16 protein-coding genes are annotated in these 15,269 nt (G+C 48.6%); all 16 read left to right on the top strand.

Annotated elements, in window-relative coordinates; all coding sequences use genetic code 11:
- Position 1 precedes the first annotated feature (1 nt).
- The 16 genes from smc (at position 2) to C1A10_RS17405 (ending at position 15,249) form a co-directional block, all read left to right on the top strand.
- Positions 2-3,571 carry a chromosome segregation protein SMC gene (gene smc / locus C1A10_RS17480; RefSeq protein ID WP_101911473.1) on the top strand — a complete coding sequence of 1,190 codons (3,570 nt, stop codon included), beginning with the start codon at positions 2-4 and terminating at the stop codon, positions 3,569-3,571.
- A gap of 19 nt (positions 3,572-3,590) precedes the next feature.
- Positions 3,591-4,529: a signal recognition particle-docking protein FtsY gene (ftsY, locus tag C1A10_RS17475; RefSeq protein WP_101911472.1), complete on the top strand. Its 939-nt coding sequence runs from the start codon at positions 3,591-3,593 to the stop codon at positions 4,527-4,529.
- Positions 4,526-5,113: an RdgB/HAM1 family non-canonical purine NTP pyrophosphatase gene (rdgB, locus tag C1A10_RS17470; RefSeq protein WP_101911471.1), complete on the top strand. Its 588-nt coding sequence runs from the start codon at positions 4,526-4,528 to the stop codon at positions 5,111-5,113. Before ftsY ends, rdgB begins: the two co-directional genes overlap by 4 nt.
- A gap of 10 nt (positions 5,114-5,123) precedes the next feature.
- Positions 5,124-5,414, top strand: coding sequence for a ribosome assembly RNA-binding protein YhbY (gene yhbY, locus C1A10_RS17465; protein WP_101911470.1), 291 nt, complete (start codon positions 5,124-5,126; stop codon positions 5,412-5,414).
- Entirely contained in the window at positions 5,414-6,013 is a 600-nt protein-coding gene (gene nadD / locus C1A10_RS17460) for a nicotinate (nicotinamide) nucleotide adenylyltransferase (RefSeq protein ID WP_101911469.1), read from the top strand. The genes yhbY and nadD overlap by 1 nt, the downstream gene beginning before the upstream one ends.
- 25 nt (positions 6,014-6,038) lie before the next feature.
- Entirely contained in the window at positions 6,039-6,605 is a 567-nt protein-coding gene (gene yqeK, locus C1A10_RS17455) for a bis(5'-nucleosyl)-tetraphosphatase (symmetrical) YqeK (protein WP_180951205.1), read from the top strand.
- Between the two features lie 10 nt (positions 6,606-6,615).
- On the top strand, positions 6,616-6,975 hold the full coding sequence (gene rsfS, locus C1A10_RS17450) for a ribosome silencing factor (protein ID WP_423241424.1): 360 nt from the start codon (positions 6,616-6,618) through the stop codon (positions 6,973-6,975).
- Positions 6,976-7,018: 43 nt separating this feature from the next.
- Positions 7,019-9,424, top strand: coding sequence for a leucine--tRNA ligase (gene leuS / locus C1A10_RS17445; RefSeq protein ID WP_101911466.1), 2,406 nt, complete (start codon positions 7,019-7,021; stop codon positions 9,422-9,424).
- A gap of 128 nt (positions 9,425-9,552) precedes the next feature.
- Entirely contained in the window at positions 9,553-9,729 is a 177-nt protein-coding gene (rpsU, locus tag C1A10_RS17440) for a 30S ribosomal protein S21 (RefSeq protein ID WP_006875892.1), read from the top strand.
- 97 nt (positions 9,730-9,826) lie between these two features.
- Positions 9,827-10,345 (top strand): YqeG family HAD IIIA-type phosphatase, encoded by a 519-nt coding sequence (locus C1A10_RS17435; protein ID WP_101911465.1) that lies wholly within the window; start codon positions 9,827-9,829, stop codon positions 10,343-10,345.
- Positions 10,342-11,226 carry a TIM barrel protein gene (locus tag C1A10_RS17430; protein WP_101911464.1) on the top strand — a complete coding sequence of 295 codons (885 nt, stop codon included), beginning with the start codon at positions 10,342-10,344 and terminating at the stop codon, positions 11,224-11,226. The genes C1A10_RS17435 and C1A10_RS17430 overlap by 4 nt, the downstream gene beginning before the upstream one ends.
- A gap of 40 nt (positions 11,227-11,266) precedes the next feature.
- Positions 11,267-12,340 (top strand): M24 family metallopeptidase, encoded by a 1,074-nt coding sequence (locus C1A10_RS17425; RefSeq protein WP_242968966.1) that lies wholly within the window; start codon positions 11,267-11,269, stop codon positions 12,338-12,340.
- Positions 12,341-12,488: 148 nt separating this feature from the next.
- Positions 12,489-13,046 (top strand): elongation factor P, encoded by a 558-nt coding sequence (efp, locus tag C1A10_RS17420; protein WP_101911462.1) that lies wholly within the window; start codon positions 12,489-12,491, stop codon positions 13,044-13,046.
- Positions 13,047-13,118: 72 nt separating this feature from the next.
- On the top strand, positions 13,119-13,598 hold the full coding sequence (locus tag C1A10_RS17415; protein WP_101911461.1) for a CD1247 N-terminal domain-containing protein: 480 nt from the start codon (positions 13,119-13,121) through the stop codon (positions 13,596-13,598).
- Positions 13,599-13,705: 107 nt separating this feature from the next.
- The gene (locus tag C1A10_RS17410; RefSeq protein WP_101911460.1) at positions 13,706-14,755 is read left to right on the top strand and encodes an FAD:protein FMN transferase; all 1,050 of its coding nucleotides are present in this window, start codon (positions 13,706-13,708) and stop codon (positions 14,753-14,755) included.
- On the top strand, positions 14,752-15,249 hold the full coding sequence (locus tag C1A10_RS17405) for a Gx transporter family protein (RefSeq protein WP_101911459.1): 498 nt from the start codon (positions 14,752-14,754) through the stop codon (positions 15,247-15,249). The genes C1A10_RS17410 and C1A10_RS17405 overlap by 4 nt, the downstream gene beginning before the upstream one ends.
- Positions 15,250-15,269 lie beyond the last annotated feature (20 nt).

The raw sequence follows: 15,269 nt of genomic DNA, 5'->3' as shown, positions 1-15,269 counted from the left end.
TTTGCGGCTTCGCAGTTTGGAAATACAGGGCTTCAAATCGTTTCCGGACCGGACACGGCTGACTTTTCTAGACGGGATTACGGCCGTTGTAGGGCCAAACGGGAGCGGCAAAAGCAATATTGCAGATGCCGTACGATGGGTGCTGGGCGAGCAGTCCACCAAAACGCTGCGCGGCGGCAAAATGGAGGATGTTATTTTCGGCGGAACCCAAACGCGCAAGCCTCAGGGCTATGCGTTTGTGCAGATTACCATTGACAATGCCGACCGCGCTTTACCCTATGACAATAACGACGTTTCTGTCTCACGAAAGCTTTACCGGTCCGGAGAAAGCGAATACCAGATTAATCATGTCAATGTCCGGCTGAAAGATGTCTACGAACTGTTTATGGACACCGGCCTTGGGCGGGATGGATATTCCATTATTGGGCAGGGTAGAATTTCCGAAATTGTCAGCGCAAAAAGCACACAGCGGCGTGAAATTTTCGAAGAAGCGGCGGGAATATCCAAATACCGGTACCGCAAGCTCGAAGCGGAACGCAGATTGGAAGCCGCTGAAGAAAATCTGCTGCGGCTTCGCGACATCTTGTCGGAACTGGAAAGCCGTGTGGAACCGCTGCGTGTCCAGTCCGAAAAAGCCGCGCGTTTTCTCGAATATGCCGGGGAAAAGAAAACGCTTGAAATTTCTTTGTGGATTCTGACCCTGGATAAGTCCAAGGAAATTTTGCGGGAACAGGAGGATAAAATCCTCCTGTGTAAAACCCAGCACGAAGATATCCAAACCGAACTTGACGGAATCGAAACTCAAATTAACGCGCTCTATGCGGATATGCAGAATCTCTCGGTAAAGATCGAGGAAAAGCGGAACAGTATCCGGGAGATTGAAACAACGGCCGCTCAGCGCGTCGCGGAGATTGCAGTCATGCGCAACGATATCGCGCATCATGAAGCGTCTATCGCCCGTGTTCATGAGGAGCTGAATGAGTCTGGAATTTCCGGTGGAGCGCTTGAACAAAAAATCCATACATATGACGAGGAAATTTCTCAGAAGAAAGCATCTTTGCAGGAATTGAATATTCAGCAGGAGCAGGCCCAAAAAACGCAGGAAGAACTGGAAGCTCAGCAGGAGGACAGCCGCGCCCAGACGGATGCACTCAAGGAAAGACGGTTTGCTCTTTCGCAAAATATCAATGAAATCAAGCTTTCTTCCGCGTCGAGCGGTTCCTTAATAGAGGAATCGATCGCAAACCTGCAAACTCTAAAGGAAAGCGCCGCCGTCAAGGACGAAAATATCGGCAGGCTTGCCAAGGAAAAGAGTGATTGCAAAGGTCTGCTCGAAGAAATTGAAAACAGCATCCAGTCGCTTCAGAATACCAAAAAAGGCTTTCAGCTGAAGTTGGAAAGCCGCAATGCAAAGGCAGAAGCACTGGCAAACAAAAAGCGCGACCTCGAAGACCGGATGAAAGAATGCATGCAGAAAGCCAAACTGCTGACAGACATGGAAAACAGCATGGACGGCTTTCAGAACAGCGTAAAATACATCATGGCGCAGGCTGCCCGTGGCGCACTGCAGGATGTTTACGGCCCGGTATCCCGTTTGATATCGGTGGAGGACCAGAATGCTCTTGCAATTGAGATTGCACTCGGACCTGCATTGCAGAATATCGCCGTGAAGGATGAAACAGTTGCAAAGCGGGCCATTGGCATGCTGAAAAACGCCCGCTCCGGACGTGCCACCTTTTTGCCGGTCTCATCTGTAAAGGGGAATAAGCTTACAGACAGCTGGCTATCGGACGCGGAGGGATTTGTTGGAATCGCTTCCGATTTGGTGCAGTATGAGAAACGGTTTGACGGCATTATCTGCCAGCTTTTGGGCAGAATTGTTGTAGTGCAGGATCTGGACTGCGCGGTTTTACTGGCAAAAAAAGCGAACTACCGGTTCCGTGTGGTAACGCTGGACGGTCAGGTGGTGAACGCAGGCGGTTCGATGACCGGCGGCTTTGCGACCAAGAGCGCGGGCATTCTGGGACGCGGAAAAGAGATTGGGGAACTGAATTCTAAGGTCAAAGACTACGAAAAACAAATTATGTTGCTGGACGCCGATATCAAAACGGCTCAGGAAGAACTTTCGTCTGTGCAGGCGACGATTTTAGGGGTTGACGGAGAACTGACCACTGCCCAGGAGGATAAGATTCGTTATACGGCTGAGCTTAAACAGCTGTGCAATGCCTATGAAGAAGCGGTTCATGTCCGGGAGCAGTCGGCCTTGGAATATGACCGGTTAACCGCCCGGCTGGAAGAATTGAAAGAAAAAGATGTATCAAATGCCGGATTGATCGAAGACTTGAACCGGCAGCTTCAGCAGGTGGAATCGGAGCTTTCTGTCCTCAATGAAAATCGGGAAGCATCCATGCGGCAGATGAACGATCTTCAGACAGAGATGTCCGCCCACAAGATTCAGACTGTTACGCTTGAGCAGGAAATCAGCGCGCTCCGTCAGATGAACGAGCAGCTGATGACCCAGAAAAACAACCAGAAAGAACATATTGCTTCGCTGGAACGGCAGATCGGCGAGTTCACAGAGCAAATCGCTCAGATCGCTTTCAAAATTGAACAGGCGGAAGACCAGCAGAAGGAGTACACCGCGCAGATTGAGGCTTTGAATATGGAAATCAAGGCTTTGACGGAGCGGCGCAATGAATGTGAGGCAAAAAGCACCGCATTACGGTCTGGAGAGAAAGAGATTACCGCGCGGCGTGAAACTGTGGCGAAAGAGCTGAGCCGTCTGGAAGAAAAAAGAGGAACCATTCAGGCAGAGTATGATTCCATTATCGCCCGCCTGTGGGATGAGTATGAAATAAGCCGTTCCCAGGCCGCAGAGTTTGTGCAGCCGATAGAGGATGAAACCGCGGCGCAAAGACGTCTCGGCGAGTTAAAGTCTAAGATTAAAGCTCTTGGTAACGTAAATGTCAGTGCCGTTGAAGAATATAAAGAGGTTTCCGCACGCTATCAGTTTCTGAAAACGCAGATTGAGGATGTTGAAAATTCCCGTGCGGAACTCAATCGGATGATTCTGGAACTGACGGGGGACATGCAGAAGATTTTTGCGGACAACTTTCAGAAAATATCCGTTCATTTCTCCAGGATCTTTACTGAACTGTTTGACGGGGGAAAGGCGGAACTGACACTTACGGACCCGCTTAACATTCTGGAGTCCGGCATTGAAATTTATGTGCAGCCGCCGGGCAAACTGATCAAAAATTTAGCCGCGCTTTCAGGCGGCGAGCAGGCATTCGTTGCAATCGCGATTTATTTCGCAATCTTAAAGGTACGTCCATCCCCATTTTGCCTGCTGGACGAGATTGAAGCCGCGCTTGATGATGTCAACGTTACCAAATACGCGCAGTATCTCCGTACGATGTGCGACAAAACGCAGTTTATCGCGATCACGCACAGGCGCGGAACTATGGAAGAAGCGGATGTCCTCTATGGCGTTACGATGCAGGAGGAAGGCGTGTCCAAGCTGCTGGAGCTGAATGTCAGCGAGATTGAGAGCAAACTTGGGCTGAAATAAATGATACGGGAGGGTCTAAATGGGCTTTTTTGGAAAGCTTGCCGAAGGGCTTAAAAAAACGCGGGAATCTATGGCGAAGAAGATGGACGAGATTGTCAACTCGTTTACCAAAATTGATGAAGAGCTGTTTGAAGAATTGGAAGAAACGCTGATTATGTCCGATGTCGGGGCCGTGACCGCAGGACGTATCTGTGACGAACTGCGCACACAGGTAAAAAAGCGTGGAATCACGGATGCGAGCGAGGTCAAGGGGCTAATCAAAGAAATCATCGCAGCTATGCTTTCGGGTGATGAAGAGCTGCATATCAGTACCCGGCCTTCCATTCTGCTTGTTATTGGAGTAAACGGGGTGGGGAAAACCACTACCATCGGTAAATTGGCGGCAAATCTCAAAGCTGAAGGCAAAAAAGTTTTGCTTGGCGCCGCAGATACCTTTCGCGCTGCGGCGATTGACCAGCTCCAAATTTGGGCGGACCGCTCAGGAGTGGAAATGGTCCGGCAGTCAGAAGGCTCCGATCCGGCTGCCGTGGTATTCGATGCAATTACGGCGGGGAAAGCGCGCGGCTCGGATGTTATTATCTGCGATACTGCCGGACGGCTCCATAACAAGAAGAATCTGATGGACGAGCTTTCCAAAATATCCCGCGTCATCCAGCGGGAAGCCCCCGGCTGCGATACGGAAGTTTTGCTGGTTTTGGATGCCACGACCGGACAAAACGCACTCAACCAGGCACGGCAGTTTCAGGAAGCGGCCGGTATTACGGGAATCATTTTGACCAAGCTGGACGGTACCGCCCGCGGCGGGGTAGTCATTGGGATCAAATCTGAACTGCAGGTGCCGATTAAGTATATCGGCGTGGGCGAACAGCTTGACGACCTGCGCCCGTTTAACGCGCAGGACTTTGTGGATGCGCTGTTTACCGGAGAGCAGGATGAACCGGAGGAGAACCGCTCATGAATGTGATCGCAGCAACCGGCAACGCCGGTAAACTCAGGGAGTTTGCCCGAATCTTCGCCCCGTTTGGAATTGAGGTCACGGCTCAGAAAGACGTCCTGCCGGAACTATCTGTGGAAGAAAACGGAACCAGCTTTGCTGAAAATGCGTTTCTCAAGGCAGATGCCGTACACCGGCTGACCGGCCGGGCTGCTGTGGCAGATGATTCAGGCTTGTGTATTGATGCACTCGAAGGTGCCCCCGGCGTTTATTCCGCACGCTATTGCGGTGAAGATACGTCTTATTCTGTGAAAATGCAGCACCTGCTTGAGGAACTCAGGGATGTTCCGGAAAAAGAGCGTACTGCGCGATTCGTTTCGCACATTTGCTTTATCGACGAAGGCGGCTCGCAAATTGACGCCAAAGGAGTCTGCGAGGGTTTGATCGGCTTTAAACCGTGCGGGAACGGCGGGTTTGGATATGACCCCTTGTTTATGATAAACGGCAAAACTTTTGCCGAGCTGTCCGATTCAGAAAAAGATGCGTGCAGCCATCGAGGCAAGGCGCTCAGAATACTGGCCGAAAAATTAGAACAACACCATAGATAGGAGAAAAATGATGCTGACAAGCAAACAAAGAGCAAAGCTGCGCGGACTGGCAAATCCTATGGAGACCATTTTACAGGTGGGAAAAGGCGGTATCAATGATGCTCTGATCAAACAGGTCAATGATGCTTTAACCGCACGTGAGCTGATCAAAATGCGGGTTCTGGAGACTTCTCCAGAATCATTGCGTGAAATTTCTGAAAAGCTGGCGGAAGCAACAGCTTCCGAGGTGGTGCAGACCATCGGAACCCGGTTTGTCCTTTACCGCCGCAACAGTAAAAAACCGGTTATCGAGCTGGACTGATGCGGACAGGTATCTTAGGGGGCACTTTTAATCCGGTGCATAACGGACATGTAAAGCTGGCAGAGGCTTATATTTCTGCGCTGCATTTGGACCGCCTGCTGATTATTCCCGCAAATATTCCGCCCCACAAGTCCGATAGCGGACTTGTGGGCGCTTCTCACAGGCTGGCTATGTGCAGGCTGACGTTTGCTGATGATCCGCTGTGTGAAGTGAGTGATATTGAACTGAAACGGGAGGGGAAAAGCCGTACTGTCGACACACTGGAACAGCTGGTGTTGCTCTATCCGCGTGACCGCTTCTTTCTGATTATGGGCAGTGACATGTTTTGCTCCTTCACCAGTTGGTACTACTGGCAGCGTATTCTACAGCTTGCAGTGCTCTGTGCCGGGGCGCGTAAAGCCAGCTCGACCGACGATGAAATGGAAGAACAGCGCCGTAAGCTGGAAGCGCTGGGGGCCTGCTGCGAGTTGGTCGAGTTTGAGCCTCTCCCGATTTCTTCAACATTGGTGAGGGAAAAGATTTTTAAAGGGGAGTCTCTTGACGGGCTGGTTGCACCCACAGTTGCCGAATATATCCGGGAACATGGGTTATACCGATAGATTTTCGCCATGGGGAAGTGACTGCATGGAATATGATTTCCAACAACTGGACAAACTTGCCAAAGAAATGCTGTCCGATAAACGGTATTACCATACCCGGTGTGTGGTGGAGCAGGCTGAGAAGCTGGCCCGCATTTATGACTGTGATCTTGAAAAAGCCATGGCGGCTGGATGGCTGCATGATATCTGCAAGGAAATGCCGCGTGAGGAACAGTTGCAATGGCTTACGAAATATGGTATTATTCTTGACAGTGTTCAACAGGATCAGCCTAAGACTTGGCATGGTATGGCGGCCTGCGGATTCATGAAGTGGAAACTGGGAATTTATGACGAGGATGTTTTGCAGGCGGTACGCTATCACACGACTGCCTGTGGGAATATGACCCTTTTGGATGAAGTGGTTTATCTGGCGGATCTGACCAGTAAGGACCGCAGCTATCCCGACATTGAAAAAATGCGCACGCTTGCCGAAACAGCGGTCGGCCCGGCCATGAAATATGCGATGTGCTATATTCTGGGCGACTTAATCAGCCATGAACGGGGAATCAGCCGGGACAGCTTTGAAGCATATAATTATTATATCAAGTATTAATGGAACAGAGGTGAATGCATTGACAGCTATTGAGAAAGTTCACGCGGTGGCTTCTATGCTGAACAATAAAAAAGCGAAGGACATCACCGCCATTGAAATCAAAGACCTGACCACGTTGGGTGATTATTTTATTATTGCATCCGGTTCTTCCAGTACGCAGGTGAAAGCGCTGTGTGACGCTGTGGAAGATGGGATGACCTCTTTAGGTTTTGAGCCGTTGCGTGTCGAAGGATATCAGTCCGGCATGTGGGTCGTGCTGGATTATACCGAAATAATTGTTCATCTGTTTTATGAGCAGACCCGTGAATTTTATTCGTTGGAGCGGCTATGGGCAGATGCGCCAAAGGTCGCGCTCAAACTGGAAGATTAATGATTGCGCGCCTTTCAAAGGGCGTTGACAGGGAGTGTACAAATTGAAGTACGATTTCGCAGCCATAGAAAAAAAGTGGCAGGATATCTGGGAATCCAGAAATGTATTTGCCGCGGAAACCGACTATACAAAGCCTAAATTTTACGCGCTTGTTGAATTTCCTTACCCGTCCGGGCAGGGGCTGCATGTCGGTCATCCGCGTTCTTATACAGCACTGGATATTGTGGCCAGAAAACGTCGTTTGGAGGGCTATAATGTCCTTTATCCGATGGGATGGGACGCTTTTGGTCTGCCGACCGAAAATTATGCGATTAAAAATCATATCCACCCGGAAATTGTTACAAAACAAAATGTGGCGCGGTTCAAATCTCAGCTGAAAAGCCTTGGACTGTCGTTTGACTGGAACCGTGAAATCAATACGACTGACCCTGATTATTATAAATGGACGCAGTGGATTTTCCTTCAGCTTTTTAAGCATGGACTTGCTTACAAGAAGGAAATGTCCGTCAACTGGTGCACGGGCTGCAAAGTGGTATTGGCCAATGAAGAAGTGGTCGGCGGCGTCTGTGAACGCTGCGGCAGCGAGGTCGTGCATCGTGTTAAGAGCCAGTGGATGCTTAAAATCACAGAATACGCGCAGCGCCTGATCGACGACCTTGACACGGTTGATTATATTGAACGCGTTAAAACCTCGCAGAAGAATTGGATTGGGCGTTCTACCGGTGCGCAGGTCGATTTCGGCACGACGGCCGAGGACTTGCTCACTGTTTTTACAACCCGTCCCGATACCCTTTTTGGTGCAACTTACATGGTCATTTCGCCTGAGCATCCTTATATTGAGAAATGGGCGGACCGTATCGGGAATCTGGATGCCGTGCGCGCTTATCAGCAGGAGTCCGCAAAGAAATCCGATTTCGAGCGTACGGAACTTGCAAAGGATAAAACAGGCGTTATGCTGGAGGGTGTCTGCGGAATCAACCCGGTAAACAATACCGAAATTCCGATTTTTATCTCAGATTATGTCCTGATGTCTTATGGTACGGGCGCTATTATGGCGGTTCCCGCCCACGATACCCGCGACTGGGAATTTGCCAAAAAATTCGGTCTGCCGATTATCGAGGTCGTCAAGGGCGGCAATGTGCAGGAAGAAGCGTTCACCGACTGTGCGACCGGCGTGATGGTAAACTCCGGATTTCTGGACGGCCTCACAGTTGAGGAGGCGAAGCAGAAAATCGTTTCCTGGCTGTCCGAACAGCATAAAGGAGAACCGAAAGTCAATTATAAATTACGCGACTGGGTATTCTCTCGTCAAAGGTATTGGGGAGAGCCGATCCCGATTATTCATTGTGATCACTGCGGCTATGTGCCGGTGGAAGAAAGCGAGCTCCCGCTCCGCTTGCCGGAGGTCGAGAGCTATGAACCCACGGGGGATGGCGATTCCCCGCTTGCCGCGATTGACGAGTGGGTGAATGTTACCTGCCCCAAATGCGGACGTCCGGCAAAGCGCGAAACGGATACGATGCCGCAGTGGGCCGGCTCCTCCTGGTACTTCCTTCGGTACTGCGACCCCACCAGTCAGGATGCGCTCGCGTCCAAAGAGGCACTGAACTACTGGATGCCTGTCAATTGGTACAACGGCGGCATGGAGCATACAACGCTTCACCTGCTTTATTCCCGTTTCTGGCATAAATTCCTGTATGACATCGGTGTTGTTAATACACCGGAACCATATGCAAAACGCACAAGTCACGGAATGATTCTCGGTGAAAATGGCGAAAAGATGAGCAAATCGCGTGGGAATGTCGTGAATCCGGATGATATTGTGCGTGATTTCGGAGCGGATACGCTGCGCCTTTATGAAATGTTTATCGGTGATTTTGAAAAAAGTGCTCCATGGTCCCAAAGTTCCATTAAAGGCTGCAAGCGCTTTTTAGAGCGTATTTACGGTTTGCTCGATCTCCTAAAAGACGGGGAGGAGTATTCCCCCGAACTGGAAAGCAGCTTCCACAAGACCGTTAAAAAGGTCAGCGAAGATATTGAAGCAATGAAATACAATACGGCCATTGCCGCAATGATGACATTGTTAAATGAAATCGCTGATCATGGCTCCATCAACCACCGAGAGTTAAAGACGCTGTTGTTGCTGCTGAACCCTTTTGCGCCTCATATCACCGAGGAAATGTGGGAACAGGCGAAATTCGGCGGCATGCTCAATGAGCAGAAGTGGCCGACATTTGAGGAAAGCAAGTGCAAAGATGCGCAGGTTGAAATTGTTGTGCAGATTTGCGGTAAAATAAAAGCCCGTATTTCAGTCGCAGCCGACAGTACGGAAGAGCAAATGCTTTGTGCAGCAAAAAATCAGCCTGAGATTCAGATAGCCCTCGCAGGAAAATCGATCGTAAAAGAAATTGTCGTAAAAGGCAAGCTGGTAAATCTCGTGGCGAAATAGTATTTTGCTCTTCCAGCAAATGGCTTGACAAGTTATACAAGATTATTGTATAATAAAATACGTTATCCATCTACTTTGCAGTGAAGGATATAGACTCCGGCCTGTTGGCGTGGGGAGGGAATTGGTAAATGTCAGAAATCAGAATCAAAGACAACGAGTCTTTAGACAGCGCTCTGCGTAGATTTAAACGCTCCTGCGCTCGCTCCGGTGTTCTTGCTGAAGTTCGAAAGAGAGAGCACTATGAGAAGCCTTCTGTCAAACGCAAAAAGAAGTCTGAGGCTGCTCGTAAGCGCAAGTTCAAATAATATGCTTTATAAAACGGACAGGAAATTTCCTGTCCGTTTTATCTTTTCTTGTAAAGACGGCTGATTCGCTGTATACTATCCATAGAACCTTTGCCGTATAAAACTGGAGGCGATCATACTGTTTCTTTACCCAGACTATTATTTTCACCGCATTTGGGAATTGGAGCCTCAGTGGCTGCTAGACCATAAAATTAAGGTACTGCTGTTGGATGTGGATAATACATTGACTACGCATAACAATCCGGAAGTGCCGGATGAGGTAGGGCAATGGCTTCAGGAAGTCAAACAGGCGGGAATACGGCTGTTGATTTTATCTAATAATAAGGCAAAACGAGTGGCGCCGTTTGCAAAAAAGCTTGGGGTAGGTTACATTGCCAATGCAGCTAAACCTCTGGGGTTTGGTGTTTGGCGCGCCATAAAGCGTCTGCAAGCCGACAGCAGATATCTGGCGGTAGTTGGCGATCAGCTGTTTACAGATGTTTTATGTGCAAAAAGTACCGGCGTGATTTCTATTCTCGTCGAACCAATCAAGAAAGAGCCATTCCTGTTTCTCAGAATGAAACGCCGTCTTGAACGGGTTGTGCTGCAGAATTACCATAAGGGAGATCATTTATGAGCATCATTCGGTTTGGACCCGCCGGAAATTCGGAAAGCTTTACTGCCATGGGGTATCGCAAGAACATTCAAATCCCGGAGTACCTCGAGAAGATGGGGCTGTCCGCTTATGAATATCAGTGCGGGCGCGGTGTGAAAATTTCACAAGCCGCAGCAGCCGAACTGGGCAGCGCCGCGGCGGCCAAACAAATTCAACTCAGCATTCACGCCCCTTATTACATTTCTATGTCCAGCGTAGAAGAAGAAAAAAGGCTGAACAGCGTCAATTATGTGCTGCAGTCCGCTCAGGCTGTCCATGCGATGGGTGGAGACCGCATTGTGGTGCACACAGGGTCCTGCGGTAAAATAAGCCGGGAAGAGGCTCTTACACTTGCAGCCGATACCATGAAAAAGTGTATTGCGGCTTTGGATGAATCCGGGCTGCACGATATTCATATCTGTCCTGAAACAATGGGCAAACTGAATCAACTCGGAACGCTGGAGGAAGTGCTTGCGTTGTGCAAACTGGACGAGCGGCTTCTGCCATGCCTGGACTTCGGACATCTTAATGCGCGCACCTATGGCGGTCTGAGCAGTGCGCAGGCGTTTGAACGGGTATTGGAGCAGGTGGAAAATGCAATTGGTGTTTATAGAGCCAGCCTGTTTCATGCGCATTTCAGCAAAATTGAATATACAAGGCCGGGCGGAGAAAAACGCCACCTCACTTTTGCGGATACGCAGTTTGGACCGGATTTTGAACCGCTTGCCGAATTGATTGCCCGCAAAGGCTACACCCCTACTATCATTTGTGAATCCGCCGGTACACAGGCTGAGGATGCCGTGGCAATGAAAAAGATGTATTTGCAGTCGTTAAATGGAGACTCGCCGCCTGCACAGATATAAATTCTAAAATATAAAACTATGTTTACAGGGGATGTCATTTTTGAAGAGCAGAATCGAAACAATCCTGAAACAGCTTCCGGACGGTATAGACGCCGTACTGATTACTTCCGGTGTTCACCGGCAGTATTTTACCGGTTTCCAGTCTTCTGCGGGGACCTTGCTGATGGTTAAAAATGCGGGAGCATATTTTATCATCGATTTTCGCTACTATGAAAAGGCTCGTGCTGTGATACGTGACTGCGAAGTAATTTTGCAGGAAAAACTATCCGCGCAGCTTTCCGAACTGATTAAGCGCCATTCAATCAGAAACATTGTAATTGAAAGCGAGTATATGACGGTGTCGGAGTTATCCCGGTTTCGGGAGTTACTGCCGGACGCATCATTCATTTCTGACAAACAGATCGACGATGCAATCCGCCGTATGAGGATGATCAAGTCGCCGGAAGAACTGGCAAGTATCCGGGCAGCGCAGGAAATTACCGATGGCGCGTTCCAGCACATCTGCGGCTATATCCACCCCGGAATGACAGAAAAAGAAATTGCCTGTGAATTGCTGGACTATACCAACCGGCACGGTTCGGAACGTCCTTCTTTTGAATTTATTGTGGTTTCAGGCGCAAACTCTTCCATGCCCCACGGCGTGCCGACCGGTAAAGCGGTGGAGCCGGGTGATTTCATTACGATGGATTTTGGCTGTGTTGTGGATGGTTATTGCTCCGATATGACACGCACAGTGGCAGTCAAAGCGGTTACCGACAAGCAAAAACTCATTTACGACACCGTGTTGAAAGCACAGCTTGCTGCAATTCAGGCTATTAAGGCAGGAACTCCTTGTAAAGATGTGGACACAGCCGCGCGCAACATCATTGCAGACGCAGGATATGGTGATTGCTTCGGACACAGTACAGGGCATTCTGTTGGCCTTGAAATTCATGAGAGACCGGCTTTTTCGATTTCAGATAAGACAATTTGCGAGCCGGGCATGGTAATCACTGTGGAACCCGGAATTTATATTGAGGGGCAGTTCGGCGTGCGCATTGAAGATATGGCGCTTATTACCGAATCCGGCTGCAGTCTTCTGACAGGTTCCCCCAAGCAGCTCATGGTCGTTTAATTCTGCTCTTTCCGGACATAATTTATCAAAGGGTCTTGCAAAATTTGTGATTTTAATATAAAATTAGAGTGTTAATCTGGATGGTACAAATTTGCCCGCGGAGAAACGTGGGGATGTTTAATGTATCAGAACATTTGGAGGTAAACTTATGATTTCAGCGGGCGATTTCAGAAACGGCGTAACTTTTGACATGGACGGAAACGTTGTCCAGATCATAGAGTTTCAGCATGTAAAACCCGGTAAGGGCGCTGCGTTTGTCAGAACAAAAATCAGAAACGTCATTACCGGTGCCGTTACCGATAGAACGTTCAATCCCACGGACAAATTTCCTACCGCTTATATTGAAAGAAGAGACATGCAGTATCTCTATCGTGACGGAGACCTTTATTATTTCATGGATAATGAAACTTATGAAAATATTCCGATCAGTGCGTCTACACTCGGTGATAATTTTAAATTTGTAAAGGAGAACATGGATGTCAAGGTTCTTTCTTACAAAGGAAACGTTTTTGGTGTAGAGCCGCCGTTTTTCATTGAACTGGAAGTAACAAAAACAGATCCCGGCTTTAAAGGCGATACCGCAACCAATGCAACCAAGCCCGCAACACTGGAAACCGGCGCGGAGATCCGTGTTCCGCTCTTTATTAATGAAGGCGATCACATTAAGGTAGATACCCGTACCGGCGAGTATATGGAGAGAGCATAAAACCTCTTGTTCGGGGCATAATGTCTTGCAAACCCTGTCCAAGATGATAATTGCAAAAGGGAGGTAATTTTCATGACAATTACTGAAAGAGCTGCCTATATTAAGGGCCTCGCCGAAGGGCTTGGTATTGATGATTCCACAAAAGAGGGCAAAGTCATTCGCGCTCTGATCGGTGCTTTCGACGACATGGCACTGACGGTTTCAGATCTGGAAGCGGAAATTGATGAACTCAGTGAACAGGTGGACACTATTGACGAAGATCTTGGTTCCCTTGAAGAAGATTACTACGAGTTGGACGATGAAGACGACGAGTGCAGCTGCGGTAAAGATGACGAGGATGATGAAGACGACGAGGACAGCGAAGATTATCTCGACGAAGATATTTATGAAGTCTGCTGCCCAACGTGCGGAGACGTTGTTTGTATCGATTCTGAAATGTTAGAGAAGGGTCAGACTACTTGCCCGAATTGTGGGGAACTGCTTGAGTTTGACCTTGAAGATGATGACAGCTGCGGCTGTGGAGAAGAGGATTGCAGCGAATGCAAAGAGTAACTGGTTCAAAATTGAATCAGACCAAAACACCCCGCTTTTGCGGGGTGTTTTACTGCTTGTTAGAAATTTGACGAAATTTCCAATATAAACAGGAAAGGGGTGATTATTTGGCAAAAAAGCGTAATATATTTTTAGTATGTGTTTTGGTTGCTGCGACAGCAGCGGGCACCTATTACACGCTCTCTCAAAATCAAAAGCCTGCTGTGGGTACTTCTTTTCTGATGGATACCGTGGTAGAATATAAGTTGTACGGGAAAGACGCGGAACAAGCGAAACTGGCGATCGAGCAAACCCTTTCCGAGTTCGAGAATAAAGTTTCCCGATACATAAACGGCTCCGAAATTGATCAATTGAATCAGAATGCCGGAATCGGCCCTGTTGCTGTTTCCGATGATACATTAGAGTTGCTCTCCCTCTGCCTTGAGTATGGAAAGTTTTCCGAAGGAGTGTTCGATATTACAGTCGCCCCTCTGACTCAAGAGTGGAATGTTACTGCCGAGCATCCAAAGGTGCCGTCGGAACAGGTCATTGATCAGCTGCTTGAATTAGTGAATTATCGGGATTTAGCGCTTGACTTACAAACCGAAACAGCTTATCTGGAGCATAAAGGACAGGCGGTGGATGTCGGTGGAATCGCGAAAGGGTTTGCCTGTGACCTTGCCCGAAAAACCGCACTGGATTACGGTATCACATCGGGCTACATCTCAATTGGCGGGAATCTGATGGTGATTGGAGAAAAGCCGAATCATCAGCCCTTTAAATTCGGGGTGCGTGACCCGAGAGGCAGTGCAAATGATTATATCGGGATCGTTACACTGCCGGATTCAACAATGGCAACTTCCGGAGACTATGAGCGATATTTTGAGCAGGATGGAATCCGGTATCATCACATTTTGGACCCGGAGACCGGATGGCCGGCCAGAACGGATCTGATGTCTGTTTCTGTTGTGACGCCCGATGGCGCTTATGCAGATTTTATGTCTACCTATCTGTTTATTAAAGGGAAAGCATTTGCGCTTGAACATCTTGATTCGCTGAACTGCGGATTAATTGTTGTCGATAAAGATCGAAATGTGTATATCTCAGAAAGCTTGAAAGACAGCTTTGCGCCATCAGACTCTTCCGGCTCCTACCAGTTTAACGGGGTGAAATCATGAAAAACCGCGCGTCCAGGGTTGCGCTGCTTGGCATGCTGTTTGCGCTTTCTGTTGTGCTCAGTATCGTAGAGTCCGGCTTTTCGGGATTGGTTCCGATTCCCGGCATAAAACTGGGCCTGTCGAATGTGGTCATAATGTATTGCCTCTTTTTTTTCAAAAAAAAGGAAGCATTTATCTTAGCCATCCTGAAAGCTTTCTTTGTTTTATTGCGCAGTCCTGTCGGGGCAGCGATGAGCCTTATGGGAGGGGTACTTTCAGTGGCAGTTATGTCGCTGCTGATGTCCAGGAAGCATCAAAGCAGCGAATTGTTTATCAGCATATGCGGCGGCGTTTTTCATAATGCCGGCCAGCTGATCGCGGCATCTATTGTATTAAAAAGCAGCATGGTATTCTATTATTCTCCCATCCTTTTGGTTTCAGGAATTGTAATGGGGTTGCTGACAGGAATTTTATTACGGTATTTGAAACCGTACATGAACCGAATGTTCTTTTGATATCATCCGATATCAAAATT

Source organism: Marasmitruncus massiliensis (genome assembly GCF_900186535.1).
Taxonomy (GTDB): Bacteria; Bacillota; Clostridia; order Oscillospirales; family Ruminococcaceae; genus Anaerotruncus; species Anaerotruncus massiliensis_A.
The sequence above is the reverse complement of the archived record's forward strand: the minus strand, read 5'-3'. Positions and strand labels throughout refer to the sequence as shown.